This window comes from Altibacter sp. (genome assembly GCF_019913785.1).
In the GTDB taxonomy this organism is placed as follows: Bacteria; Bacteroidota; Bacteroidia; order Flavobacteriales; family Flavobacteriaceae; genus Altibacter.
Genome location: NZ_JAIOHK010000040.1, coordinates 26,745 through 52,646 on the forward strand (window position 1 = coordinate 26,745; position 25,902 = coordinate 52,646).

Genomic DNA, 25,902 nt, shown 5'->3' on the forward strand with positions numbered 1-25,902 from the left:
ATGCCCATACTCCCTCTTTTAATTACTCTTGTCCTGTGTTTTTCTGAAGGAAAGGCGCAAGACTCACTTGAGGTTGCCCGGCAGGAAATCGTTCGGTACGACACCGACAGTGAGGTTTCTCCTATGGAGTTCAGCGAGGATCGAATTGAGTCATTAAAAAAAGACGAGGCCTTTGATTATACCGAAATTGAACCCGATGAAGATAACTGGTGGGAGAAATTCAAGCGTTGGCTTAGTGATCTTTGGTACCGCTTTTGGGATTGGTTGCTCCCCGACTATGCCGGTAGTCCGTTTTGGTCTTTTATTGTGAGTGCCCTGCCCTATCTTATCATTGCCGGAATTATTGTGTTTATCATCTGGTTGTTTTATCGCCTTAATCCCGGGGCCAAAATTCTAAAATCACAGGAGGCACCCGATGTGTTCTTTACCGAAGAAGAAGAGATTATAAAAACCAAGGATATTCAGAAATTAATTCAGAAAGCCTTGGAAAATCAGGACTATCGCCTAGCAGTGCGTTATTCGTATTTATTGATCCTAAAACGATTGAGCAATGCACATATCATTGAATATGAGTTTGATAAGACGAATAGCGATTATATAGCTGAAATCACTTCAGAAAATATCAACCAACAGTTTAAAAAAGTAACAACCCTATACGATTATATATGGTATGGCAGCTTTTCTGTGACACAAGCCGACTACCAAATAGCGCAAAATACCTTCAACCGATTAGAAACCCAAATTCCTGAAGCCCTTGACTAAACTACAAAAAATAGGGTTTCTTGGATTGCTGCTTATGGTGGCAGCCTTGGTCTATTTGGAGGCTACAAAACCACAGCCTATCAATTGGTTTCCCTCTTACTACAGTGAGGATAAAATTCCCTTAGGCACCTATGTGCTTCACGAGTTATTAGAAAATAGATTGCAGGATACATTGGAGAAGGTGTTACAATCCCCCTTCGAAAAATTAAAGGATACCACAGTAGCTGGAACCTATCTTTTTATCAATGACAGACTGCTATTAGATCGCACCGAAGTAGCGCGTTTGTATCAATGGGTTGAAAAAGGAAATACCGCATTTTTATCTGCCACCTATCATAGTGGAGACCTCTTGGACACCCTTCAGTTGGAAATGCAAAACGCCTGGCTTCCCAATAGAATAGGAACTCAACCAATGCTCAATCTAATTAATAAAAAATTAGCTTCGGAAACACCATATCATATAGAAAGGGATTTGATTGTCCGTTATTTCAAAGAAATTGACACCTTACATCAAACTGTGCTAGGTGTTTCACAGGCGTATAATGACACCGTGAAAATTTCGAGTCCAAAGGTAAATTTCATCAAAGCACCCGTTGGAAAGGGTACATTTTATATTCATAGTCAGCCCGAAATTTTTTCGAATTACTTTTTACTTTCAGAAAAAAATGCAGTCCATACCGAAAACGTATTGTCCTATATAAATAACGCTACGAGAATCTACTGGGATACTCATTATAAATCGGGAAAACCCGTCAATATTTCTCCGCTTTACATTTTGTTCAACAACAAATACCTAAAATGGGCCTACTATTTTGTTTTGATAGGAACTGTGCTTTTTGTTTTATTTGAAGGGAAGCGCAAACAACGCAGCATTCCTATTGTCAATCCGTTGACCAATAAAACATTCGAATACACCCGAACCATTTCGGGTATGTACCTCGACAAGCGAGAAAGCCACGAGATTGCCAAAAAACAGATTGTCTTATTTTTTGAGTTTATACGTACCCGACTGCGCATCCCCACCGAAATTATGAATAGTAGGTTCTTTAATGCCGTTGCATCACGAAGTGGCAATACGGTGGAAGACACTAAAAAACTCTTTACATTTATAGAAAAAGTACAAAATCAACAATTTACCTCTCAAGAAGAGCTCTTGCAATTGAATAAAGAAATTACCTTATATAAAAAGAAACTAGATGGAAAATCCTGAAGCACAAAACGAAGAATTACACTTTGACAATCGTATCCCATTAGACGATTTAAAGCTCGCTGTAGCCGGTATTAAAGAACAATTGGGGAAGATCATTATTGGACAGAATGATTTTATCGAATTACTTATCGTGAGTCTGCTGTCAAGAGGTCATGTGCTTATTGAAGGCGTTCCCGGAATTGCGAAGACCATCACTGCCAAACTATTTGCCAAGACCTTACAGACCGATTTTAGTAGGATACAATTTACACCCGATCTTATGCCGAGTGATGTATTGGGAACCTCCATTCTTAATATGAAAACATCTGAGTTTGAGTTTAAAAAGGGGCCTATCTTTTCCAATATTATATTGATCGATGAGATAAACCGCGCACCTGCTAAAACACAGGCTGCTCTTTTTGAAGTTATGGAAGAGCGTCAAATCACCATGGATGGGCATCGCTATACGATGGAATATCCTTTTATGGTGTTGGCGACTCAAAACCCTATTGAACAAGAAGGAACCTATGCATTACCCGAAGCACAATTAGACCGTTTTTTATTTAAGATCAAGGTGGGATATCCAACTTTGGAGGACGAAGTGATGATCTTAAAAACACACCACGATCGAAAATCGGAAGCGCCTCTAGACAAGATAGAAAGTATCCTCAGCCCCGAAAACCTAAGAAAATTCCGTGCGCAGGTGCAAGAGATTCTCATAGAAGATAAGATCTTCAGCTATATTGCACAAATTGTGGATAAGACACGTAACCACCCGCATTTGTACTTGGGCGGTTCCCCCCGGGCCTCATTGGCCATCATGAACGCTTCAAAGGCCTTCGCCGCTATCAGCGGGCGCGATTTTGTTACACCTGATGATGTTAAAAAGGCATTGGCTCCTGTCTTGCGGCATCGAGTGATCCTTTCTCCCGAACGTGAAATGGAGGGGATGACCCCGGAAACCGTAATCGATATGATATCACAATCCATCGAAATCCCACGCTAAGTGATCAAACTTCTAAAATCCTTATACCTAACACCCCGGTTCTTCTACGTACTGGCCGTCTTTGCCTTACTGTTTTTGGTATCGTACTGGATTCCGGCTTTGTACGGCATCGTGTGGATTTTGGTACTGGTCTTAGGAGTATCTCTATTGATTGAATTCAGTATGCTTTACAGTGCCTTCGGACTGGAAGCTGCACGTATCTTACCGGAAAAATTTTCGAATAGTGACGAAAATGAAGTGCTTATTCGATTGTATAATAAATACAGTTTTACCATTAGTATTGGTATTGTAGACGAATTACCGGTGCAGTTTCAGAAACGGGATTTCTTCAGAAAAATAACGATTCCGGGGAAAAACAGAAATACGTTCACCTACGGCGTTCGCCCGGTAGAAAGGGGCGAATATGTCTTCGGAAACCTAAATTGCTATGCTTCTTCTCGGATCGGTCTCCTTAGGAAGCGGTTTACCTTTAACAACGAACAAATGGTCAAGGTATATCCTTCGTTTATACAAATGAAGAAATACGATTTTCTGGCCATTGACAATAGATTGTCGCATATCGGACTCAAAAAAATACGTCGGATAGGACATACCATGGAGTTTGAACAGATAAAGGAATACGTGGTTGGAGATGATGTAAGGACCATTAATTGGAAATCGACTGCGAAGCATGCAGGCCTCATGGTGAATCAATATCAGGATGAAAAAATGCAACCGGTGTATTCGATCATCGATACCAGCCGTGTCATGAAAATGCCTTTTAACGGTTTGAAATTGGTCGATTTCGCCATCAACAGTGCATTGGCCTTTTCGAATATAGCGTTAAAGAAAGGTGACAAAGTTGGACTGGTAGATTTTTCGAATAAATTAGGCTCATACCTTCCTGCCATTGCTAAAAAAACCTACCTCAACAACATACTGGAAGTATTGTACAATGTAGATACTAAATTCTTGGATTCGGATTTTGGTGTATTGCAATCGTTGGTGAAACGAAAAATCACTCATAGAAGTTTATTACTCCTGTATACCAACTTTGAACATATTTCATCTTTACACCGACAAATGCCTTATTTACAGGCCATCGCGAAGAAGCATGTATTGGTTGTGATCTTTTTTGAAAATACCGAATTGAGGAGCTTAAGCGAAATGGAGGCCACTACGATTCCGGAGATCTTCGACAAGACCATTGCCCAACAATTTGAATTTGATAAGAAAGTAATGGTACGTGAGCTTCAGCAAAGAGGAATACAAACCATCTTAACACCGCCCGAAGCACTTACCGTAAATACCATCAATAAATATTTAGAGATCAAAGCCAAGGGGCTTTTATAGTCTTCAAAATTACAAATTCTACAATTCAGCTATAAAATAAGACAGTTCGGTTGTTTTAATTCTGAAATAAGGATTCAACGTGGCACCTTTACTTCATCAAACAGTAAAAACCATAAAAACGGAACTTATGAAAACTATTATTTTATCCATCACATTGACACTATCTGCATTTTTTGCATACGCACAGACTGATGCTGAAACCACGAACCTAGGAACAACCATAACGGTAACCGTCCCGGTACAAACTAACGAAGGGGAAGTCCTTTTTGGCCTATACGATGAAGCTACCTTTATGAAAACAGCTCCGATTCAAGGGCTGCAAAGTGATATTATAGACGGAATGGCCACAGTAACTTTTACAAATATCACACCGGGAATGTATGCTATCACGCTTTTTCACGACAAGAATGGAAACCAACAAATGGATTTCGACCTTAATGGGATGCCGCAAGAGCGCTACGGTGTTTCCAACAACATCATGAGCTATGGTCCTCCGCACTGGAACGATGCCAAATTTGAGGTTGCCAATGAACCACTTAGTATGGAGATCCGAATGTAAATTATAAGAATCCTATCCTATCCGCCCAATCCCGCCAGATTGGGCTTTTTTATAGATAAAAACTTAAATTTACCTATAAACTATAGATTATCTTGATAGAACATTGTATTTTTGAAGTAAATCAGTTTAGGATGACCATAACACAATTAAAATATGTACTTGCTGTAGCGGAACATCAAAATTTCACAAAAGCGGCACAAAAAACATTTGTAACCCAGCCCACCTTGAGTATGCAAATACAAAAGTTGGAAGAGGAGCTCGACATACTTATATTCGATCGCAGTAAAAAACCCATTGAACTGACTTCGGTAGGAAAAAAAATAGTGAACCAGGCGAAGAATATTGTCAACGAGTCGGAGCGTATGCAGGATGTGGTAGATCAGGAAAAGGGGTTTATTGGGGGTGAATTTAAGCTAGGGATAATTCCCACTGTAATGCCCACACTATTGCCGATGTTCTTAAAAACATTTACCAATAGGTATCCGAAGGTACACTTGAAGATTGAAGAACTTACGACCGATGAGATTATCCATAAAATAAAGGATGGCCATTTAGATGCTGCCATAGCCGCCACCCCGCTTAATCACGAAAAGATTAAGGAACGGGTCCTGTATTATGAACCCTTTGTAGGGTATATTCCCGAGAGTCATCGATTGCATTCAAAGGGGAAAATTGAAAGTAGTGATCTGGATCTCAGTGATATTTTATTGTTAGAAGATGGACACTGCTTTAGGGATGGCGTAATTAACTTGTGTAAAGCTTCAAAACTACATACGGGAGACTCCTTCCAATTGGAAAGTGGGAGTTTTGAAACCTTAATAAAACTATCGAATGAGGGGTTGGGAATGACGCTACTTCCGTATTTACATACATTGGATATTTCTGAAGTACAGAAAAAGCACCTACATTATTTTACAGAACCATCACCGGCACGGGAGGTAAGTATCATTTATAACAAAAGTGAATTGAAGCTGCAAATTATTACCGCTCTTTACGATGTGATAGCAGCAGTAATCCGAGGAGCGATTGCATTTCAGGATGTAAAAATTATAAGCCCAACCAAATAAGGACCAAAATTAAAAAGACCCGTTTACACGGGTCTTTTTTTATGGATTTAGATAGATTAAACATTTATTTAATTGGGGGTTCTGTTTGATAAGAGAATCAATCCAGATTTTAAGCTCCTCTATTTCATAGGGAAGCAATCTCGTCATCGCCTTTTTCAACTCTTTACAGAACAAATTTACATCAAAGCTAACTTTTGCAAGTACAGCCTTAGTGTAGTCAAACATTGCTCTAGCCATAGTTAAACTGTATTTAATTATAGGTTAAGTATTTTTAAACAATAGGCAGTGGGTTTTAGATTAAGCTGTCTAAAGATAACAAAAAAATGTGTTGAAAATTCTATTTAACAGAATTTTTGGTGTTAAAATCGGTTGTCACCATCCAATAAATCACCCAAACCTCCTAAAATACTACCTTCTCCCTTATCCTTACCCCCTCCTTTTGGAGCAGCCGCCCACACTCTTTTGGCAAGTCTGCTAAAGGGTAATGATTGGATATAAACTGTTCCGGGGCCGGTCAAAGTGGCAAAAAATAATCCTTCTCCCCCAAATAAGGTGTTTTTTATACCACCAACGAATTCTATATCGTAGTCTACCGTATGATCAAATCCAATAATACAGCCTGTATCGATCTTAAGTTTCTCTCCGGGTGCTAATTCCTTGGTTGCCGTGGTCCCTCCGGCATGAACAAAGGCCATTCCATCGCCTTCCAATTTTTGCATAATAAAACCCTCTCCGCCAAAGAGACCGCGTCCTAGTTTCTTGGAGAATTCAATTCCTATAGAAACACCCTTTGCGGCACAGAGGAACGCATCCTTCTGACAGATAAATTTTCCGTTAAATTTCTCGAGATCTATCGCGATAATTTTTCCCGGATAAGGCGATGCAAAACTCAGCCGTTTTTTTCCGGATTCTACATTATAAAATGCCGTCATAAATAGGCTTTCACCGGTAAGCAATCGTTTTCCGGCACCAAATATTTTACCCATCACGGTATTGTCATTGGCCGAACCATCCCCAAAAATGGTTTCCATCTTAATCCCATTGTCCATCATCATAAAACTACCCGCTTCGGCCACTACTCCTTCATTGGGGTCCAGTTCGATTTCTACATATTGCATTTCTTCACCGTAGATGGTGTAATCTATTTCATGTGCTCTCATAATAGTCTTTGTGTTGTTTTGTTGATTTTCTTATGCTGCTATATGTTTATTCAGAAAAGATTTTGTTACAACAAATAAGAACTATTCGTTAAATTCTAAGCACAAATCAACTTTTTCTTTTTACCGTCCATTCAAACTCAAAGTGAGAAACCACATCGCCTTTGGCATCTTTGCCCTCTGCTTTCATCCAACAGGTTTGTCCTTCGCCGTTGGCAAGTGTTGCTTCAATGGCCTTTTTTATAAGTGCACCATCAGAACAGGAAAAATAGATTCTTCCTCTGGCCTTTTTTAAGAAAGTAGCCTTATTATTAGCCACTAGCATGGAGACAGGCGTGCCGCTTTCCTTGATATAACTCATTACTAAAGCCCCTGTGCTCAACTCAGCCGCCATGCCTTGAACCGCCCAAAACATTGACTTAAACGGGTTTTGGTTGATCCATCGGTGTTTTACGGTGGTGGTACAGGATGTTCCTGAAATGCTTTTTAATCGCACCCCACAGAAATAGGCTGAAGGCAGTTTGAATAATAAAAAAGTATTTATCTGACTGGGTTTTAGAGGCATTTGTTAGGTGCTAAGAAGTTATGACTTAATGAATCTTTTCGTGGTACTACTACCATCAGAAATAATTTCCACAAAATAAACACCTTCGAAAAGCTGTGATATATCTATTTGTTTTGTTTGCAAAAATTCTTCCACCAATACACCTTGAATGGAATAAATTCGCACACTATCAATTTTTTGTTCTGTTTGGATATTTAAGGTGTAAGTAGCCGGATTAGGGAATAAAACGATATTAGGAATGGAAAAATCTGCAACACCTAGCTCACAAAACTCGCTGTAACTAGCAATTGTATCTTTGCACCAGCCTGTAAAGTAAGGAAAGTCTGTTAGATCGCCACAAACTTGTTCATTAGCGAAGATTTCATCATCTACTTGTATACAACCAAGGTTGGGGTTACCAAAAGCAGTAAACTTTGTAATGCTATTGTTATTATAATTACTAATATTTAAATTCTGAAGGTAATTATCATTTACCAATATCTCAGTTAAATTTAAGTGATTTGAAAAATCTAAATTAATCAAGTGGTTTTCATGACCCCAAACCGCTGTAAGATCTAAATTATTTGATAGATCAATATTTGAAATATAATTTTTATAGAAATATAATTCAGTAAGTAACGGGTTTTGATTGGTGTTCAAATTAATTAAATTATTATCGCTGCAACTTAAAAAGTTCAAATTTGGCACTCCTGTTATATCTAATTGGCTTAATTGATTTCCTCTAACATGAATATATGCTAAACTTTCTGAATTGGGGAGTACTAAGCTTGTCAATTGATTTTCATAACATAATAGTTGATATAGGTTGGTGCTATTAGAAAGGTCTAAGCTTTGTAGGTTATTTTGCCCACAATCTAAAGAGGTTAAATTCAAGTTCGTGGATAAGTCTATATTCTCTAATTGATTTATTGGAATACTAAAATATTCAAGGCTTGGGCACCCACTAATATTTAAATTTGAAATTAAGTTATCTCCAGCTTGAATGTTAGTTAATAATGGATGGTTCCCCAAGACCAATTCTTCAATTAGATTATTATGACATTCTAAGAAATCTAAATTTTGATTTTGTGATACATCTAAAAAAGCAATATTATTGTACATAGCCAAAATGTCAGTTAGGTTTTCATTTTGAGACAAATTAAGAACAGATATTTCATTATGTCTACAACTAAGAACTTCTAGATTACTATTTTGAGATAAATCCAAATTTATCACTTCATTGAAATCAATATTTAACACTTCTAAATTTATAAAGTATTCAATACCAATCATTGAAACTATTCCATAGCCAATATTAAAATTATCCAAATGAAGCCATTTTACATTTTCAGCCTCTGAAGCTTGAATTTCTCCGTCATTATTACTATCTACATCCTGCCATCCACCTCCTACAAATAAAGCAGCAACCGGCTCATTCACCAACGCATTCTTAAAATTGGCGTCCGGGATATTTACAATCTGTGCTTTTGAAAAAAAACTCACAAAAATTAAAATCAATAATAAATAAAATGATTTTGTTGTCATAGGTTTGTATTTATAGGATTTCTCCAACTATTAAAGACAAAGATATTCAATTTAACCAACTATCTATTTGTTAATATTTTGTTAATATTTAGTACTATGCGTAACATATTACCTTTTTTTGTACATATATTTGCATAAGAAATTAATAGACAATGGAAACAACCGTTTCAGAAAATCAAAAAAACCTAGGTGCTTTTATCCACCTTTCTACTTTTCTAAAGTACTTTATCCCTTTCGCAAATTTCTTTGCACCACTGTTATTGTGGACCTTAAATAAGGAAAAGGAATTTGTAGATAATCACGGGAAGCAGGCCATTAATTTTCAGTTAAGTATTTTGCTGTATGTTTTAATCCTCGCCTTACTATGTGTACCATTCTTTATTGTATTTGCAACCGATTTTATTTCGCTTGTAGAAATTATAGATCATCATGCCCGTGAGGTGCGATTTTCAGAAATTAAGAATTTGAGCGGCTATGTGGTACTGTTCTGTATAGTAGCACTACTAGTATTTGGGCTATTCGTTTTAGAACTATACGCCGTTATTTCAGCAACCGTTAAGGCATCGAAAGGCGAGCTCTACAAGTATCCATTTAGTATTCCATTTATAAAAACAACCATAAAAAAGCAATCAAAAGATGAGCACACTAGTTAGTATTTTGTTGGCCATAGTCATGAGCGTACTTTCAGCTGGGGGTATTCAGCGAGAATCGAAAACCATCTCTGAAGTAAAAACCATTCACTGTGAAAGCAGTTTACAAAGCATGGATGCTCATTTCATTATCAAAGACGAACAGTTATTTCAAACAAAGTAAGTCACCTTAAGAAAGGAACCTTAAAGATCCCTAATCAAGATCTAGACACAGGCAAATTTCGACCCAAGTTCTGGGAAAGGCCTTACACAATTAAAACAGGAAAGACAGATGAAAATCGAAAACACAAAAGCGCAAATGCGAAAAGGGGTACTGGAATATTGTATTCTTTCCATCCTAAAAGATGGCGAAGCATATACAAGTGATATTCTTGAGACCTTGAAAGACGCAAAACTGCTTGTGGTAGAAGGGACTATTTACCCCTTGTTAACCCGCCTTAAAAATGCCGGGTTGTTAAACTACCGTTGGGAAGAATCCACCGGCGGTCCACCGCGCAAGTATTATGACCTTACCGAAACCGGTAAATTATTTTTAAAAGAATTAAATTCAACCTGGAGCGATTTGCAACAGGCAGTTAATAGAGTAACTAGCGAAAAAACTACAAAATGAACAAGACAGTAAACATAAATTTAGCAGGCACGTTTTTCCATATCGACGAAGACGCTTTTGGAAAATTATCACGCTATTTGGAGGCCATAAAAAAGTCGCTATCCGATCCGCAAGGCAGTGATGAAATTATACGTGATATAGAAGCCCGTATTGCTGAACTCTTTTCAGAAAAATTAGAAAGCAGTTCGCATGTGGTAACCATCAAAGAAGTGGATGCCGTTATTAAAGTAATGGGGCAACCCGAAGATTATATGGTCGATGAGGAGATTTTTGATGACACGCCTGTAACGGCTAAGTCACGTAGATCTTCATCGTATAAGCAACTCTTCAGAGATATTGACAATAAATTTATTGCCGGTGTATCCTCAGGACTAGGTCACTATTTAGGCATAGACGCAATCTGGGTTCGACTACTCTGGGTACTGTTAACGGTATTCTCCAGCGGATTCTTTATTATTGTATATATACTATTCTGGATATTAGTTCCGGCAGCAGAAAGCACTTCAGATAAATTAAAAATGACCGGAGAACCTATCAATATTTCCAATATTGAAAAAAAGTTCAAAGAAGGGTATGACAATGTCGCGGATAAGGTAAAAAACGCTGACTATGACAAATACGGGAAGAAAGTAAAAAGCGGTGCTTCCGGTTTTTTCGACACACTCGGTAGTATCCTTCTAGCCATTCTTAAAATATTTGTCAAATTTCTCGGTGTCTTATTAATTATCATCTCACTTTCCACCTTGGTAGGCCTTATTATTGGCTTGTTCACTTTTGGGTCAATCGACCTCTGGGGACATGGTGAGGTAATGGATTATATATCGTTAGTAGATACCACCAGTGCACCTATCTGGCTTATCTCGCTGCTAGCCTTGTTAGCGGTAGGAATTCCGTTCTTTGTATTATTTATATTAGGACTGAAGCTACTCATCGACAATTTAAAGTCGATTGGAACACCGGCCAAGATCGTTTTACTGGTGTTGTGGTTCTTATCAATCGTTGGTTTAGGGATACTTGGCATACAGCAAGCTACAGAACAAGCCTATGACGGAGAAGCCGTTGAAGAAATAGTACTTCCTGTACGGGTGGATGATACATTGCGAATTGCAATGCGAGCCAATTCCCAGTATGAGTATACAGTTCGACGAAGTGGTGGCGTGGAAATTAAATATACCGAAAATGACGAAAAGATCATATATTCTAACGATATCAGATTGATTGTGCGTTCTACGAACGATTCCATTGGTAAAATGGTGATAGGCAAAACCGCCGAAGGCAAAAACCTGCTAGAGGCAAAAAAACGTGCCGAGGCCATCGATTATAATTATACTATGGAAAATAACACACTCACCTTGGACGGCTATTTCTTGACCGATATCGAAAACAAATACCGTAATCAGGAAGTTGAGATTATCTTGTACTTGCCGGTAGGTGCTGTTATTTATGCAGAAGAAAACACCTATTCGTTCCATAGAAATAATTCGCATTATCGCGACATCTTAAACAATGGAGACGAAGCCCATTTCATTCGAATTCTCCATAACAAAACCGAATGTCTTGACTGCCCATTAAACGAGACCAACGAATGGGAGTCAAGCTCAAGTACTGAAGGTGACAATTGGGAACAACAACTGGAAGAAGAATGGAGTGATGATGAGCCACACATCATTGTCTTAGATTCAGACGGCGTTAAGATAAATCACGGCAACGACAAAGACACACTAAATATTAAAATTGGAAACTAACACGTAAAGGATTACACCATGAAAACAATTAAAATTCTAATCGCCCTTTTGGTGGCAACTACACTTACCTCCTGCCATTTTGATATCAATCTGGGACAGGAAGATGGCAACGGCAATGTGACAACCGAAAACAGACCTGTTACCGAAGATTTCGATCAGGTAAAAGGAAGTGCCGGTATCGACGTTTTTTTAACGGAAGGCTCCGAGAACAAGATCGTTGTAGAGGCTGATGAAAACCTTATGGAATTCATTGAAACTGAAATTCACAACGGAAAACTCACGATTCGAACTTCCAACAACAAGAGTATTGGTAGATCAAAGGCAAAAAAGGTGCATGTTACCTATGTGAAGCTAAGTAGTATTGCCGCAAGTAGTGGTGCCGATGTGATCGCAAATTCAGTTGTGAAGAATGAAACAATTACCCTGGATGCGAGCAGTGGTGCCGACTTAGAAGTAGAAGTTTTTGCGAAGGAAGTTTATGCCGAGACCAGTAGTGGCGCCGATATGAAAGTATCGGGGAAAGCATCAAAGCTAGTAGCAGATGCTTCCAGCGGAAGCGAACTTAACGCCAAGAACTTGCTGGTGTTAACCTGCACTGCAGATGCATCAAGTGGCGCTGATATTACAGTGAACGTAAAGGACAAATTGAGAGCGGAAGCATCCAGCGGGGGTGACGTAAACTATTATGGTGATCCTGCTGCGGTGACCAACAATGGAAGTCGCTCCGGAAGCGTTCGAAAAATGTAATCGTTGGTTTTCAGAGTAACCAACCTTTAAAACTCCGAGGTTTTCCATGGCCTTGGAGTTTTTTGAATATTAAATAGTTACCTATGAAAACAAGTACACTATTCATCTTTCTATTATCAACAAGTATTTTTGCGCAGGTTTCTGAAACATCCGAGCTATTCAAAACCTTGAAGACTAAGGACAGCCTATTGTTTGAAGTTGGCTTCAACACCTGTGACATCGCACAGTTTGAAGCTTTGGTTACCAATGACCTTGAGTTTTATCACGACCAAGGTGGTATTTTGAAATCAAAAGCAGCATTTCTTGAAATTACTAAAAACGGAATTTGCAAATCGGATGCATTTGTTTCCCGAAGAGAATTGGTAGCAGAAAGTTTGGAAGTCTTTCCATTGTACAACAATGGTGTCCTATATGGTGCCCTTCAGAAAGGAATTCACCAATTCTACGAAAAACCAAAAGGAAAACCCGAAAACAAAGGTAGTATTGCCAAATTTACCCATCTATGGCTTCTGAAAGATAGTCAATGGTATCTTGCTAGAATATTGAGCTATGATCACAAAAATCCCTAGTATTATACAATTACTTTTTTATAAAATAATAAGTGCTGTTAAATCTATAGGCATCTAATTTTACAAAATACATTCCTGACGCCAAGCCAGTCAGCGATATTTTATTCGAAAAACCAAAATGTTCAAAGAAAATAGTTTCAATTAAACGGCCGTTGATATCAAAAAGGGTTATTGTAAGATTTGGTATATCATTTATACTATTAAACAAGAGTTCTTCGTCAGCAGGTACTGGATACATAACAACGCCATCATCACCCCTTGGTGGTATCGCATTTATAGAAAGTTTAAAAGAACAAGAAAAGTCATTACCCGCATGATCAACGGCACTTAATACAACTTGATGGATTCCCGGATTAATAAACGAACCAATAACAGGCACTTGTGTCATGGTAAGAGCAATACTGCAATCGTCTGTTGCGGGATATTGTATGATGTAATTAGGAACTTCATATTCGTAGACCCCTTCGGGTAAGTTTATTACAATATTATCTGGACAATATATTTCAGGTGCAACTGAATCATACCTAACTACAAACTGCTCTTGCGCAATTGAAGCATCCGTACAGGCACTGTCAAATATTTCATAGCTAACCGTATGTGTTCCAATCCCTGCTGCTTCCGGATCCAAAGTATAGGTGTCTCCATTTCCATCATCTGTAATTCCGGGACCACTATACACGCCTCCTCTTGGTGAGCCACCGCTCAAAGAAGTTTGGACTCCAGAGTCTATGCAAAAATTATTCTCTGCCAAAACAAACTCAGCTATTCTTGGAGGGACAATAAACGATTCTGTTCCGTCATATACATTACTTGAATCACCTTGCAGCGCCAAAAAACCAAGACCCCGTTTGGCAAAAGGCTTCCAAAGCACACAATCCAAATCAAGACCATAGATCGATCTACTTGCTTGAAAAATAGCATCTCTCGCATCGACAAATCCAGGTCTACAGGGTGTAAACTTTAGCGCTTCTGTTACTATGGCCATGGCCATCACATTTCCGGCATCACTATTAATATCTCCCGTAAAATTATCAATGTTAGGATCGAACCCGTAATTCGCGATTAATTCCCAAGTCATCTCCCAAAGCATTGTGGCCCAAACAGTCCCTATATGATGAATGGCATCATTTTCTTTTATCGAATCGTATGTCAAAGGATTTACCGCCATATCGGTGGTGTAAGGATATGCTCTCACTCCTTGGCCGTCAGGCCCTGTTCCTTTTAAATAAGTTGCAATTGTTCTAGGCCTTTCGGGCACATCACCCGGCACCATAGTCAAGATTACACCATACCAATCTGACCAACCCTCACCCATTTGTTCGGCATTAAAAAGACAACTTGGATTCATAGGTCCGCCAACACTTCGAATGGTGACTCCATGAGAATATTCATGGATGCTCACTATATTATCAAAACTTCCATCTTTATCTCGGCAAATATTCATTCTCATAAGGGGTCTAACACCATCTTTGGTGATACTAAAATTTCCGTTACAATGGTTTAATTCATTCTGCCCCATTGCCATAACCGAATCTCCACCAAATCCTCCCTTGCCGTAATTATTCTCTTGAAAATTTCCGGCTTGTTCGTCAAATCCGAACGTATAAAATTTATCATGTAAGGTATTACACCAATAAAACAAATTGGTAAGGGAAGCTTTTTCGTATAGATTTTCCGCAGTGACATCTTGGTCAAATGGGTAACCAGTAAAATCCAATTCCTGTCCACCATTGGGTTGAAATCCGAAATGCTCAGGATTTCCAATCTTAGCTTCTACATTATTACCGGTGGTTACTAGGTATTCGGGCCCTGGGATACCATTCGTATCATGCCAACCAAATGGAGATGCAGTTGGGTTATACGGACTTTCAACTATGGTTCTTTCACCGTAATAGGGGCTTTCCAATGGAAATTCAATTACTTCATAGCATTCGGTACAATTGCTTGGTAATACGGAGTTAATTTCGTGATTTGAAATTTCGATTTCCTTGCGAGTAGTGTACTCTTCTTTCACAGTAGCACAGGTTTCATTGTTGCTATTGTTCAGCATTCTGTCAATTTTAGAGATGATGGCCCCACTATGGGCTGCTATGCTATATTCCCAATGATGCTGATAATCCAAAGTGCTAATTAAAATTTTCCATACCAAGACCATTTTATTTTTGTCATTTATTTGATATACCAAACTCACAGGGACCTCAACCAATGAAATTTTATCTGCACGGAATAAGAAATCATTATGAAGGTTCGTTTTGCCTCTTTTTATTTCAACCGGAGCTACCGAAGTATACCCTAGGTCGAATGCACTTCGCCTGATGGCATCGACAGCCGATAAACTTGGTGAAGGTGGGTCAATGGATCTTTTTCTAAAATTCTTTAAAAACTTATTGTTAGATGAAATTATTTGATTTTCAGAAGAAATATGAATACTCGATTCAGTTCCTTTTATTGGAATGTCATGCACAGCCTGATTAAAATAAATGTGTCGAACCTTGCTCATGCTACTCGTAAAATCAGAAGATATAACCCATTGCCTGTCAGCGCTTTCTATTTTATTTTCGTTTTGAAATTGTTCCAAATATACTCTTACATAATCTGTATTCTTTTGGGCTGAACAAAGGAACGGTGCCAAACAAATAAATAGAAAGAGAGTATATTGCATGAATAACTTCATAGTGATGGTTTTATGGTATTTGGTCTACTGAAGGTACACAAATTAATTAAACATGCCATAAACCCGATAAACTCTTACCATCCTTTTCAATTATTAACAAGATTTATATACTATAAAATTGACTCGCTCGTTACTCAATACAAAACTCCCCATGAAAAAGATAGTTGTACTCTTAGCTGTACTAATTTTTGCCGCGTGTAACTCCAACGATGATCCAACAAATCCCGTAAATCCGAATGCCAATATTGTGACCGACCTGCCACAGGGAATGTGGAAGATCTCCTATTATTTTGATAATAATACGAACCAGACCAATACCTTTTCAAGTTTTATTTTCGATTTTAACAGTAATGGTACCGTCAATGTATCCAACGACATTTTCAGTGACATAGGTACTTGGCAGTATGAAGATGCCTCAAACGACGCATCCGATGATGACAATATTGATAATGACGAAGAACTTGTTTTGTTGTTTTCAGACAGCACCTTTTTTGGTGAACTGTCGGACGACTGGCATATTACTTCAGCCAGTGCCAATAAAGTTGAATTATTTGATGAAAGTGGCGACGGCAGTATGCAATTTCTCACCTTTTCCAAGCAATAAAAAAGTCCGAAGCAAAACACTTCGGACATTTATCTAATACTAAATTTTAACGGTATTAAGCAGTCACTTCGCTTTCAACAGTGGTTAGATAACGCTCCGCATCCAACGCCGCCATACAGCCCGTACCGGCTGCTGTTACCGCTTGACGATATTCTTTATCCTGCACATCTCCACTGGCAAAAACTCCGGGTTTATTAGTTTTCGTTGATTTGCCTTTGGTAATCACATATCCTGTTTCATCCATATCCAATTGTCCTTTGAAGATATCGGTATTTGGTTTATGTCCTATGGCGATGAAAAGTCCTGTGATTTTAATTTCTTCTTTCTCTCCGGTTACATTATTTTTCATTCGCAAGCCTTCAACTACTGTATCACCTAATACTTCATCTATTTCGGTATTGTACCGAAGGTCAATATTCTTTGTTTCTGTGACTCTATGCTGCATTGCTTTAGACGCCTTTAAATAATCCTTGCGTACCAGCATCGTTACTTTATTACAGATATTTGCGAGATAGGTAGCTTCTTCGGCTGCGGTATCTCCTCCTCCAACAATGGCTACATCTTGTCCTTTATAGAAAAACCCATCGCAGACTGCGCAGGCTGAAACACCTCCACCGCGTAAGCGCTGTTCGCTTGGCAATCCTAAGTATTTAGCAGTGGCTCCTGTTGCAATGATAACGGTTTCGGCTTCAATTTGTGTGGTATTATCCACTGTGATTTTATGAATGCCGCCCACCTCATTACTGAAATCAACTGCGGTCACCATGCCTATTCGCACTTCGGTTCCAAAACGTTCTGCTTGTTGTTGTAAGTGCACCATCATGGTTGGACCGTCAATCCCATCGGGATATCCAGGAAAATTATCCACTTCGGTGGTGGTAGTTAATTGCCCTCCCGGTTCTAAACCGGTGTACATAACAGGTTTTAAGTCTGCTCTTGCTGCATAAATGGCTGCCGTGTAACCTGCAGGACCCGAACCAATGATAAGGCATTTAATTCTTTCAATTGTATCTGACATAACGATTTGTTTCAAAAATAATTTAGGTTGTAAAAGTAGTAACTTTCAACAAAACCTTACAGTAAAAGTTATTAAGATTCCCTATAGGTTTATTAAGAGCTGTGATGGTTTTTCTTCGGAAAAAAACGCCCAGTACGTTTTTTGTAATTTTTATAATCTGAAAAGTGCTTCAACAAGTCCTTTTCCTCCTGTTTCGATTTAAAATAGAGCAAGATCACCAACAATATAGTAGCCGCTAATTTAATTAGTGAAAGGACATATATTGCATATGAAAACATGACAATTGCGATTCCTATATAAATAGGATGCCGAACATACTTATAAATTCCTCCGAAGTATTCTCCGGTCTTCTTATTTCTGTCGGAGTTAGAAACAGCCAGTCCGCTAAGATTAACTATCCCGAAGAGGATGATTAAAATTCCGAAAATGATGCCTGCGATTAAAACATAGGACAACCAAGGTGGCAATACCCAATCCAAATCATTTTCCCAGGATACAAAATACAATGTAAAAAGCGCGAATTGAAGTAGTAGGTATATAAAATCTTTTTTCAAGAAAAATAATTTTTAATGAATGTTATTTTCTTGGGGAACCCAAAAATACTATAATTTAAATTATCCCAAAGTTTTCTGTATATAAATCCCTACATAGTGAAAACCTCAAAAAAATTTAATACTTTGTTAAGACTATTGTAGTCTACTTTTGACTAGCTTCTAGAGAAGCCCTTTTTTAAGAATTATGAAAACTCACTTATATTTTTGCGCCCTGTTTATTTTTACTACTACTTTTTCTGGTATATCCCAGAAACTAAGTAATGAATACGTAAAAGAACAAATCAATACCTATAAAAATGATGTACGTGGTCCCTATCGGGATATTCGATGGTTTTGTACCGATGGCAGCATTCGCCAACCCAAGGATCCCTGTCCACAGAATATTGGCCCCGGTGTACAACATGCTAGATACAAAGAAAGTGTTGAAAATATCGGTAAGAAAAATCATATCTATCTCGGACAAATACTGGCCTACACCAAATCCGAGGACCTTTGGGACAGCTCACACAGCCAATCTCGCCTAAAGCAATATCAACTAGGGAAATACTTAAGTTCTGTTGACAACGGATGGATTCTCGAAAAAGCCCAATTTTACAGAGGTGCCATCCAGTCTGAAGATGAAGAAAAGGCCGGAATCGATTTTTATAAGTGGTTATTGTCAAAAGATGATGAACTCAATAAGAATTTCTTCCTAATTCGACAATCTCTAAAAGATGTACCCCATAGTGGCGATGACAATCTGGCACAGCTCATGCGAAGCCAATCCAAAGTAGTTAGTGATGTATATCCCGCCTTTATGGATCTTCGGATTAAGATTCACGGGCAACCAGAAGCTTCGGATATACGCAAAGTAATTGATTTTAAGAACAAGCATGCTTCAAAAACATCTACTTCGGTTTCCAACCAATTGTCTGAATTAATTACAACGATGGAACAATTCTACAAACCCATCGACATAAGTACGTTGCTCAAAAAGAACAGCAACCTAAAAGGAACTGCTTTAGGAAATCTGATCGAAGCCTATATTTCAAAAAATAAAAATACCACAGAAGCGGCCACCCTTATTCCCGAATCATCCCAACTTCTTATGGAGATTCGCAAAGGGCTACTCGCCGAAAAACGGGCATCTGCCCGATTACAACTGTTGGATATCTCCTTAAAACTGGAAGAAATTATCTTTAAGAATGAGCCACAATGGAACCCTAAGACAGTAAAAGAGTTACAACATAAAATATATTTTCTGGGAATGGGAACCGCCGCTGCAGGCTATATTGAACTGTGGGAATGGCAACAACTTAAAAAATCATTAAAACCTCAAGAGGTGAATAGTCTCACCCTAGGTGAGCTTACACAGGTGTTGGCCAACGCTCGCTGTGAAGTGGAATGGAGCGCCGGGATGGTAAAGGCAGTCTATGAAGAGATCGTAAATGAATACACCGCTTTCGAACCTAAGGCATATGGTTTTATAGATGATAGGATACGTGGTTCTATCGCGCTACATCTGGGAAAAAGTGTGGGTGAGCTAGGCGATTTTATTGCGGCCGAATCGTCACTGACCAATAAGGTGCTGGATATTTCAAATCAAAGCACCATACGCGGTCTTAACCCGGGCTATGCCTTTGGCGAATTGGTGGTAGTGGCTGGTTCTTCGGAAGACATTGAAGTGGTATCAGACAAAATCTATGTGTTTCAACGACCTCCATCCGATCTAAAACCGATTGCTGGGATTGCTACCGTTGCGGAAGGAAATATGGTGTCACACGTACAATTGCTGGCGCGTAATTTGGGCATTCCGAATGCGGCACTATCTGATGAAAACCTACAAAGTCTAAAAAAATACGATGGACAGCGTGTGTTTTATGCGGTTTCAAATAAAGGGAATGTCATCATAAAAACGGAAGCACAAATGACTTCGGAAGAAGTGGCGTTGTTTGCCAAAAAGGAACGAAAGGATGAAAAAATAGCGGTACCCATCGAAAAGATTCGATTGGATCAAAAAAACGTATTAAACCTGCGCGATGTAGACGCGAGTGCTTCGGGAAATCTTTGTGGGCCGAAAGCAGCCAACTTGGGGCAGTTGAAAAAAATGTTTCCTGAAAATGTGGTAGAAGGACTGGTAATTCCGTTTGGTATTTTTAGGGAACATATGGATCAAACCATGCCGGGGCAAGGCAAATCGTACTGGACTTTTTTAAACGATATGTTTTCTGAAGCGGAAAAAATGCGCACCGAGAATATTTCTGAAGTAGCAGTGGAAAGCTATCAGCTTCGGGAATTGGAAACCCTTCGCGCCGCCATTAAGAAAATGACGCTGAAACCGGAATTCGTTTCAGAAATGGAAAAGGAATTCAAAGCAATTTTAGGCAAACCCATGGGGCAGATCCCCGTGTTTTTGAGAAGCGACACGAATATGGAAGATCTGAAGGATTTTACCGGTGCCGGACTTAATCTAACCCTGTTCAATGTTGCAGATAGAACTAAAATTCTGGATGGAATAAAAGATGTTTGGGCTTCGCCTTACACCGAACGAAGTTTTAAATGGCGTCAAAAATATTTATCGAATCCAGAGAATGTATTTCCTTCTATTTTAGTGATTCCAAGTGTCGATGTGGATTACAGCGGTGTTTTAATCACCAAAGGAATTAGTTCAGGCATTTCCAACGACCTCACCGTTGCCTTTAGTCGGGGTGCCGGCGGGGCCGTAGATGGGCAATCGGCCGAATCATACCTAATACGCATGGACGAAACCTATGAGCTATTAGCTCCGGCTCGGGAACCTTACTACAACAGCTTGCCTCTTTCCGGCGGAACTCAAAAAAAGAGTGCCACTTTCGAAGAGCGCGTACTTACTGAAGCCGATATCAAACAAATCTGCGAACTGGCCGAAAAAATCCGGGAAACGCTTCCGAAAGAAACCCACTCAGATTATGACGGTGCCTACGATGTCGAATTAGGCTTTAAGGAGGGCAAACTGTGGCTTTTCCAAGTTCGTCCCTTTGTGGAAAACAAAAAGGCACTCAGCTCGGGGTATTTAGAATCTATTACACCGGTGGTCAATACCAAAAAAGAAATTTCACTTTCAACAAAGTTATAATGAAAAAAATTATAGGATTACTCGCCATATTAGTTTTAACTGCAGCTTTTACCACTGCAACGCTCTACCCAATTGACGGCTATGAGTATACCGGGATCAAACGATTAAAGCGCCTCGAACTCATTAAAAGCGGTGAGCTTAAAGACGGAACCACCCTGCCTCCGGGAGCCATGAAGTCGTATTTAGACATTCAGCTAAATTTATTTGAACGGCATCAGGACAGTTTGTCTCAGTTTATGACGATAGACCCTGCATTTCAGGAAGAGATCAATGGTTTATTTCGAGGTTTGGACCGAAGCTATTCATTAGCCATTATCGATTTCACCGACCCGAAGAATACGCGTTATGCCGAGCGTAATTCAAGTGCAGGGTATCAACCCGGGAGTGTGGGGAAACTCGCTGTATTGGTTGGACTGTTCGATCAATTGGCGAAGATCTATCCCGACTCTTTTGACGATCGTATCGCTTTGTTAAAATCGAAAGTAGTAAAATCGGGGCCTTGGGGATTAACCGATGTGCATACCATTCCCATTTACAATATGGAGACAAAAAAATTGGTGAAACGACAGGTGATTCCAAGTGATGAGTTCAGCTTGTTCGAATGGGCCGATCATATGCTCTCTGTGAGCAATAACGGTGCAGCGAGTATTGTTTGGCGTGAAACCTTATTGATGGCCGCTTTCGGTAAAGACTACCCAACCTTAACACAGGAACAAGCGGACGCCTACTTCAAAAATACGCCAAAGCAACAGATCACTGATCTGGGTAACGACGTGGTTAATTTACCCCTTCGGGAGTTGGGAATTACTCATGATGAATGGCGTTTGGGAACTTTTTTTACACGAGGTGCAAACCCGTACGTGGGCGCAAAAGGAGGAAGTACCGGCTCTCCAATTGGGTTGATGAAATTCTTGGTGCAATTAGAACAAGGCAATATTATCGATGCCAAATCGAGTCTCGAAATGAAGCGTCTTATGTATATGACAGATCGTAGAATTCGGTATGCTCAATCCCCTGCTTTGAAAGAAGCGGCCGTTTATTTTAAATCGGGAAGTCTCTATAAATGCGACCGTAGCAAAGGGGAAGGATGTGGAAAATACATGGGGAATGTACAGAATTTTATGAATTCGGTGGCTATAATTGAGCATCCGGATAATCATTGTTATATGGTGGTGCTTATGACGAATGTGCTTCGGAAAAATTCGGCCACGGATCATATGAATTTGGCCTCCAGTATTGATAAGATTATCAGAAAATAGTTATTTCTGAAATTGATGTAGTAAGTCTGAAGCTTTATTTCTAATTTTCTCATTAGAATCCTTACTGGCCATCTTTACAAGTGGGAAGAACTTCTTATCGTTGGTTTGTTCAATAAGATACAATACGGCCTGTTTTAGCTTCAGATCCTTTCTGGAAAGCAGTTCGTAATAACACTCTTCTTCACTGTAGACCTTAAGGTTTAATTTTTTGATCTTTTCTTCAGAAATAGTATCCAATAAGACAGATTCGGCAACGGGAATGAGTTCTTTTTTAAGTTGATTGTCTAAGATATTATCTAAGAATTCTATGGCGTGAATTCGCTGTTCCTCCTTTCCTTTTAGGATGGTATTGAGGATGGGATCCACGTCATTGGGCGGGTATTTGATCCCAAGAAATCTAAAAATTCGCTGTAATTGGCGGTCCAATCGTTGTTCCAGCAAATGTATGAGTCCTTTACGGGCTTCCCCCTCTTCGGAAGATTCGGATAATTGGGTTTTTTTTTTGTACTGAATAACAATCTGTGAATGAATAACAGACAGCGTATTTTGGTATAAATGACATTCGTCCAAAATCTTATCGATCACGAATCGGTCTTTAATTCGCAAGTGTGTATGTTTCCATTTTAGGCGTTTTATAGCGTCGATGGCTTCAATCTTTATCGCATGTTCGGTGCCATCCGTTAGCTTCAGCAAGGTCTTAATTGCCTTCTGGGAGGCAAATTTCTCTATGACCAACACGGCCTGTATAGCGTCTTCATTCTCCACTGTTTCAGCAACAATCTTTTCGTATAAATAATGTATGATTGGGTCACCAAAATGAAAAAGGGCGTTGATTGCTGTTTGTCTCACCTCTTTGACACTAAGTTGTGCGATAATAGGATCTATAAATTGTGGATCCAGTGTATTTCCGGCACTAATCAAAGCCATATCGCGCAGTTCAAGATCGGCAGCCGTAAGTTGTTCGTGAACAACCAAATAAAAAGGCGCTAATCTCGCATTCCCTATAACTTCCAAGATGGTTAGCAATTTGTATTTCCTTGCTGCTTCAGTCTGAGGCTCTGACAATTCACCTAATTTACGTTCAACTCGGACCAGAAGGTTGTGTTGATCTTGAAGCTTTTTATTGTTTCTCAATTCGAAGGACAAACCAATTAAGGCGGCATTTGCTATGGTCGCATCCTTGCTATCAAGGTAGGTGTTGAACAAGGCAACCGTATCGGTATTGTTGTTTTTTAGCAGATATCGAAACGCTGCTGTGGTTACCTCTTGATCCTTGTCGTTTACCATCAATTCAATACTGGGACACATATTCTCTGTAGTCAAAAAATAGAGGTTCTCGATGGCCAATGCGCGTACTTTCGCCGAAGGATGCGCCAATAGTTTTCTAATTGCGGCAAAAAAGCGTTCATCTTTTACGGTTAGGGTCTTCTGAAGCATATGCAGGATCTGCGATTCGGATCCTTGCTCAAGCACTCTATTAACAGTACTAACTATAGACGTAATAGGAATTTCCTTCTTAACTGCCTTTTCTTTTTTAAGGTCTGAGGTCTCCAACAACGACTTAAACGCAACAATGTACGCCTTCCGTAAGTGATAAATAAAATACAGCCACAGTAAGATTAGCACTACAATAATCAAGCTGATATAGGTGGAAGCGATATCGAGTCCGTTAATAAAAAAGATCAATATGAACCCTGCCAAGCCGGTAGCTATACTATCTACTACTACATCGGTAAATGTTTTGGTCTTTTTTTTAGTCTCGATTGGGATGGGTATAGATAGTAATTCGGTTGCTGCTTTATTAACCGATTGCTTCAAACTACCATCTACAACTTTGATAAATACAATAACCCATAGTTGGGGTAAAAATAGAAGTAACAGCGAACCAATAAGAATTCCTGATGGCAACCAAAGTAGTGATTTCCCCACTCCAAACGTCCCAACAATACGTTTGGTGAGAAACAGTTGAATAGCCAAGGAGATTACACTTAGCGTCGAAAACCAAAATCCAAAAAAGGACGCAAGTTCTTCGGGGTCTTCAATAAATCGTGAAGCATAGTCACTGTACTGGTAGTCCACCAGTTTTGCAATTAGCACGGATATCCCTATTACCACGGCGATAAGGCTGAGCAATTTGGATTGTCTAATTAGTTTGAAGGGGGAATCGGCCTTTGGATTTGAACGAATTGAAACCTGAAAGGTATTCAATGAAACAACTTCATTTTTCCATATATATCTGGTAATAGGAATACATCCGGCCAATAAAACAGCCGCTACAAAGAGTAGGTTTTCAGTATTTATAATACTCGTTAATAGCGAGGTTAAGTACCCTCCAAAGATCCCTCCAGCAATCGCTCCGGCACCAATAAAACCAAACACTCGTTTTGCCTCGCGCACATTGTACACCAAATTCGCCAGGATCCAAAACTGGGATGCTGTCAACAGGCCGAAGATGGCCACCCAGATATAGGGTATATAGAGAAGAAGGCCGTTAGCCAGATTGAAATTAAATGCAATACCAAAAAGAACCAAGGAAATGACCGAACCCAGGATGGTTCTTTCGGTGATTAATTTCAGACTATACCTTTCAAGTGCTTTATTGTAAAAATAGGACCCTAGTATGGCCATGATGGCTGTAAGCACATAACCTACCGGTAACGCATCTGATGTAAGCTCGGAAAGAAATAAGGAGTTTATGGTGGGTTTTACAATGAGTAAAGTGGTAATCAGTAAAAATATATTGAGCTGAAGTAATAGGGTTTTATGAAGTTCTTCTTCTTTTAAATCAAAAACCCGTAAAATATACTTTTTGATTGTACTAAGCTGCAGCATGCATTCAATACTTATTGATTGTAGTTCCTATAAATTATGGTCCATAAAGTGAAATCAATTAAAATAAACAAATCGAATTTCACTCTATAAAGGTAAATTAATTTTGGTTCGGACAGCTGCAAAAAAAAGGAGATTGAAAAAATCTCCTTAATCGCTAATGCTTCTAGAATGTATGATGCCGAATCAAAATTCTTATTTCATACTTATAGCCGGGCGTTTCTTTAATACCTTTTCTACAGGTTTCACTAAACTTCGTATAATATTTTCTCCGTTGGGGTCGTCAATTAACGCAACTAATATATAGCGTCGATTAGGTTCTTTTCCCCATACCAGAATAGAATCGGAATGGTAATTCTTCCAGGAGCCCGATTTTCTGAACAGGCGC

Annotated in this window: 23 protein-coding genes and 1 pseudogene; 15 read left to right on the forward strand and 9 right to left on the reverse strand. The window is 39.1% G+C overall.

The window, feature by feature from the left end; all coding sequences use genetic code 11:
• The 6 genes from K8F54_RS06845 to K8F54_RS06870 all read left to right on the forward strand — a co-directional run bounded on the left by K8F54_RS06845 (position 1) and on the right by K8F54_RS06870 (position 5,915).
• On the forward strand, positions 1-762 hold the full coding sequence (locus tag K8F54_RS06845) for a DUF4129 domain-containing protein (protein ID WP_290788849.1): 762 nt from the start codon (positions 1-3) through the stop codon (positions 760-762).
• A complete protein-coding gene (locus K8F54_RS06850) occupies positions 755-1,972 on the forward strand; it encodes a DUF4350 domain-containing protein (RefSeq protein WP_290788851.1) in 1,218 nt (405 codons plus the stop codon). The genes K8F54_RS06845 and K8F54_RS06850 overlap by 8 nt, the downstream gene beginning before the upstream one ends.
• On the forward strand, positions 1,959-2,957 hold the full coding sequence (locus K8F54_RS06855; protein ID WP_290788852.1) for a MoxR family ATPase: 999 nt from the start codon (positions 1,959-1,961) through the stop codon (positions 2,955-2,957). The genes K8F54_RS06850 and K8F54_RS06855 overlap by 14 nt, the downstream gene beginning before the upstream one ends.
• A complete protein-coding gene (locus tag K8F54_RS06860) occupies positions 2,958-4,289 on the forward strand; it encodes a DUF58 domain-containing protein (RefSeq protein ID WP_290788853.1) in 1,332 nt (443 codons plus the stop codon).
• A gap of 127 nt (positions 4,290-4,416) precedes the next feature.
• Positions 4,417-4,848, forward strand: coding sequence for a DUF2141 domain-containing protein (locus K8F54_RS06865; RefSeq protein WP_290788854.1), 432 nt, complete (start codon positions 4,417-4,419; stop codon positions 4,846-4,848).
• 131 nt (positions 4,849-4,979) lie between these two features.
• The gene (locus K8F54_RS06870; RefSeq protein ID WP_290788855.1) at positions 4,980-5,915 is read left to right on the forward strand and encodes a LysR substrate-binding domain-containing protein; all 936 of its coding nucleotides are present in this window, start codon (positions 4,980-4,982) and stop codon (positions 5,913-5,915) included.
• A 39-nt stretch (positions 5,916-5,954) separates the two neighbouring features.
• Here the strand turns inward: K8F54_RS06870 and K8F54_RS06875 are convergent, their stop codons facing one another.
• The 4 genes from K8F54_RS06875 to K8F54_RS06890 all read right to left on the reverse strand — a co-directional run bounded on the left by K8F54_RS06875 (position 5,955) and on the right by K8F54_RS06890 (position 9,161).
• A complete protein-coding gene (locus K8F54_RS06875; protein WP_290788856.1) occupies positions 5,955-6,152 on the reverse strand; it encodes a hypothetical protein in 198 nt (65 codons plus the stop codon).
• Positions 6,153-6,274: 122 nt separating this feature from the next.
• The gene (locus tag K8F54_RS06880) at positions 6,275-7,075 is read right to left on the reverse strand and encodes a TIGR00266 family protein (RefSeq protein WP_290788858.1); all 801 of its coding nucleotides are present in this window, start codon (positions 7,073-7,075) and stop codon (positions 6,275-6,277) included.
• Positions 7,076-7,181: 106 nt separating this feature from the next.
• Positions 7,182-7,637, reverse strand: a complete 456-nt coding sequence (locus K8F54_RS06885) for a DUF4442 domain-containing protein (RefSeq protein WP_290788859.1) — start codon at positions 7,635-7,637, stop codon at positions 7,182-7,184.
• A gap of 18 nt (positions 7,638-7,655) precedes the next feature.
• Complete coding sequence (locus K8F54_RS06890; RefSeq protein ID WP_290788860.1) at positions 7,656-9,161, reverse strand: T9SS type A sorting domain-containing protein; 1,506 nt, start codon at positions 9,159-9,161, stop codon at positions 7,656-7,658.
• Positions 9,162-9,313: 152 nt separating this feature from the next.
• Here K8F54_RS06890 and K8F54_RS06895 point away from each other — a divergent pair, with 152 nt between their 5' ends.
• The 6 genes from K8F54_RS06895 (at position 9,314) to K8F54_RS06920 (ending at position 13,482) form a co-directional block, all read left to right on the forward strand.
• On the forward strand, positions 9,314-9,814 hold the full coding sequence (locus tag K8F54_RS06895) for a DUF4870 domain-containing protein (RefSeq protein WP_290788861.1): 501 nt from the start codon (positions 9,314-9,316) through the stop codon (positions 9,812-9,814).
• Positions 9,798-9,974, forward strand: coding sequence for a hypothetical protein (locus K8F54_RS06900; protein WP_290788862.1), 177 nt, complete (start codon positions 9,798-9,800; stop codon positions 9,972-9,974). The genes K8F54_RS06895 and K8F54_RS06900 overlap by 17 nt, the downstream gene beginning before the upstream one ends.
• A 108-nt stretch (positions 9,975-10,082) precedes the next feature.
• Complete coding sequence (locus K8F54_RS06905) at positions 10,083-10,421, forward strand: PadR family transcriptional regulator (protein ID WP_290788863.1); 339 nt, start codon at positions 10,083-10,085, stop codon at positions 10,419-10,421.
• Positions 10,418-12,166 (forward strand): PspC domain-containing protein, encoded by a 1,749-nt coding sequence (locus K8F54_RS06910; protein WP_290788865.1) that lies wholly within the window; start codon positions 10,418-10,420, stop codon positions 12,164-12,166. The genes K8F54_RS06905 and K8F54_RS06910 overlap by 4 nt, the downstream gene beginning before the upstream one ends.
• A gap of 18 nt (positions 12,167-12,184) precedes the next feature.
• Complete coding sequence (locus K8F54_RS06915; RefSeq protein ID WP_290788866.1) at positions 12,185-12,913, forward strand: head GIN domain-containing protein; 729 nt, start codon at positions 12,185-12,187, stop codon at positions 12,911-12,913.
• 83 nt (positions 12,914-12,996) lie between these two features.
• Entirely contained in the window at positions 12,997-13,482 is a 486-nt protein-coding gene (locus K8F54_RS06920; protein ID WP_290788867.1) for a nuclear transport factor 2 family protein, read from the forward strand.
• A 10-nt stretch (positions 13,483-13,492) separates the two neighbouring features.
• On the opposite strand, the gene K8F54_RS06925 is transcribed toward K8F54_RS06920, so the two are convergent.
• Positions 13,493-16,156 carry a M36 family metallopeptidase gene (locus K8F54_RS06925; RefSeq protein ID WP_290788868.1) on the reverse strand — a complete coding sequence of 888 codons (2,664 nt, stop codon included), beginning with the start codon at positions 16,154-16,156 and terminating at the stop codon, positions 13,493-13,495.
• A gap of 151 nt (positions 16,157-16,307) precedes the next feature.
• Here K8F54_RS06925 and K8F54_RS06930 point away from each other — a divergent pair, with 151 nt between their 5' ends.
• Positions 16,308-16,760: a hypothetical protein gene (locus K8F54_RS06930; RefSeq protein WP_290788869.1), complete on the forward strand. Its 453-nt coding sequence runs from the start codon at positions 16,308-16,310 to the stop codon at positions 16,758-16,760.
• A 55-nt stretch (positions 16,761-16,815) separates the two neighbouring features.
• On the opposite strand, the gene trxB is transcribed toward K8F54_RS06930, so the two are convergent.
• Entirely contained in the window at positions 16,816-17,778 is a 963-nt protein-coding gene (trxB, locus tag K8F54_RS06935; protein WP_290788870.1) for a thioredoxin-disulfide reductase, read from the reverse strand.
• A 92-nt stretch (positions 17,779-17,870) separates the two neighbouring features.
• Positions 17,871-18,332, reverse strand: coding sequence for an isoprenylcysteine carboxylmethyltransferase family protein (locus tag K8F54_RS06940; protein ID WP_290788872.1), 462 nt, complete (start codon positions 18,330-18,332; stop codon positions 17,871-17,873).
• Between the two features lie 184 nt (positions 18,333-18,516).
• Between K8F54_RS06940 and K8F54_RS06945 the strand changes: the two genes are divergently transcribed.
• Together K8F54_RS06945 and K8F54_RS06950 are read left to right on the forward strand one after the other, a co-directional pair.
• The gene (locus K8F54_RS06945; RefSeq protein WP_290788874.1) at positions 18,517-21,426 is read left to right on the forward strand and encodes a PEP/pyruvate-binding domain-containing protein; all 2,910 of its coding nucleotides are present in this window, start codon (positions 18,517-18,519) and stop codon (positions 21,424-21,426) included.
• Entirely contained in the window at positions 21,426-22,685 is a 1,260-nt protein-coding gene (locus tag K8F54_RS06950; protein WP_290788876.1) for a serine hydrolase, read from the forward strand. Before K8F54_RS06945 ends, K8F54_RS06950 begins: the two co-directional genes overlap by 1 nt.
• Here the strand turns inward: K8F54_RS06950 and K8F54_RS06955 are convergent, their stop codons facing one another.
• A complete protein-coding gene (locus tag K8F54_RS06955; protein ID WP_290788877.1) occupies positions 22,686-25,517 on the reverse strand; it encodes an Npt1/Npt2 family nucleotide transporter in 2,832 nt (943 codons plus the stop codon).
• Between the two features lie 192 nt (positions 25,518-25,709).
• Positions 25,710-25,902, reverse strand: a pseudogene (locus tag K8F54_RS06960) (hypothetical protein); the annotation flags it as partial.

What these genes read in the sequence shown, in the direction of transcription:
- K8F54_RS06845 (WP_290788849.1), top strand. Translation starts at nt 1, where the DNA reads ATGCCCATACTCCCTCTTTTAATTACTCTTGTCCTGTGTTTTTCTGAA.
- K8F54_RS06855 (WP_290788852.1), top strand. Translation starts at nt 1,959, where the DNA reads ATGGAAAATCCTGAAGCACAAAACGAAGAATTACACTTTGACAATCGT.
- K8F54_RS06865 (WP_290788854.1), top strand. Translation starts at nt 4,417, where the DNA reads ATGAAAACTATTATTTTATCCATCACATTGACACTATCTGCATTTTTT.
- K8F54_RS06870 (WP_290788855.1), top strand. Translation starts at nt 4,980, where the DNA reads ATGACCATAACACAATTAAAATATGTACTTGCTGTAGCGGAACATCAA.
- K8F54_RS06875 (WP_290788856.1), bottom strand. Translation starts at nt 6,152, where the DNA reads ATGGCTAGAGCAATGTTTGACTACACTAAGGCTGTACTTGCAAAAGTT.
- K8F54_RS06880 (WP_290788858.1), bottom strand. Translation starts at nt 7,075, where the DNA reads ATGAGAGCACATGAAATAGATTACACCATCTACGGTGAAGAAATGCAA.
- K8F54_RS06885 (WP_290788859.1), bottom strand. Translation starts at nt 7,637, where the DNA reads ATGCCTCTAAAACCCAGTCAGATAAATACTTTTTTATTATTCAAACTG.
- K8F54_RS06890 (WP_290788860.1), bottom strand. Translation starts at nt 9,161, where the DNA reads ATGACAACAAAATCATTTTATTTATTATTGATTTTAATTTTTGTGAGT.
- K8F54_RS06895 (WP_290788861.1), top strand. Translation starts at nt 9,314, where the DNA reads ATGGAAACAACCGTTTCAGAAAATCAAAAAAACCTAGGTGCTTTTATC.
- K8F54_RS06900 (WP_290788862.1), top strand. Translation starts at nt 9,798, where the DNA reads ATGAGCACACTAGTTAGTATTTTGTTGGCCATAGTCATGAGCGTACTT.
- K8F54_RS06905 (WP_290788863.1), top strand. Translation starts at nt 10,083, where the DNA reads ATGAAAATCGAAAACACAAAAGCGCAAATGCGAAAAGGGGTACTGGAA.
- K8F54_RS06910 (WP_290788865.1), top strand. Translation starts at nt 10,418, where the DNA reads ATGAACAAGACAGTAAACATAAATTTAGCAGGCACGTTTTTCCATATC.
- K8F54_RS06915 (WP_290788866.1), top strand. Translation starts at nt 12,185, where the DNA reads ATGAAAACAATTAAAATTCTAATCGCCCTTTTGGTGGCAACTACACTT.
- K8F54_RS06920 (WP_290788867.1), top strand. Translation starts at nt 12,997, where the DNA reads ATGAAAACAAGTACACTATTCATCTTTCTATTATCAACAAGTATTTTT.
- K8F54_RS06925 (WP_290788868.1), bottom strand. Translation starts at nt 16,156, where the DNA reads ATGAAGTTATTCATGCAATATACTCTCTTTCTATTTATTTGTTTGGCA.
- K8F54_RS06930 (WP_290788869.1), top strand. Translation starts at nt 16,308, where the DNA reads ATGAAAAAGATAGTTGTACTCTTAGCTGTACTAATTTTTGCCGCGTGT.
- trxB (WP_290788870.1), bottom strand. Translation starts at nt 17,778, where the DNA reads ATGTCAGATACAATTGAAAGAATTAAATGCCTTATCATTGGTTCGGGT.
- K8F54_RS06945 (WP_290788874.1), top strand. Translation starts at nt 18,517, where the DNA reads ATGAAAACTCACTTATATTTTTGCGCCCTGTTTATTTTTACTACTACT.
- K8F54_RS06950 (WP_290788876.1), top strand. Translation starts at nt 21,426, where the DNA reads ATGAAAAAAATTATAGGATTACTCGCCATATTAGTTTTAACTGCAGCT.
- K8F54_RS06955 (WP_290788877.1), bottom strand. Translation starts at nt 25,517, where the DNA reads ATGCTGCAGCTTAGTACAATCAAAAAGTATATTTTACGGGTTTTTGAT.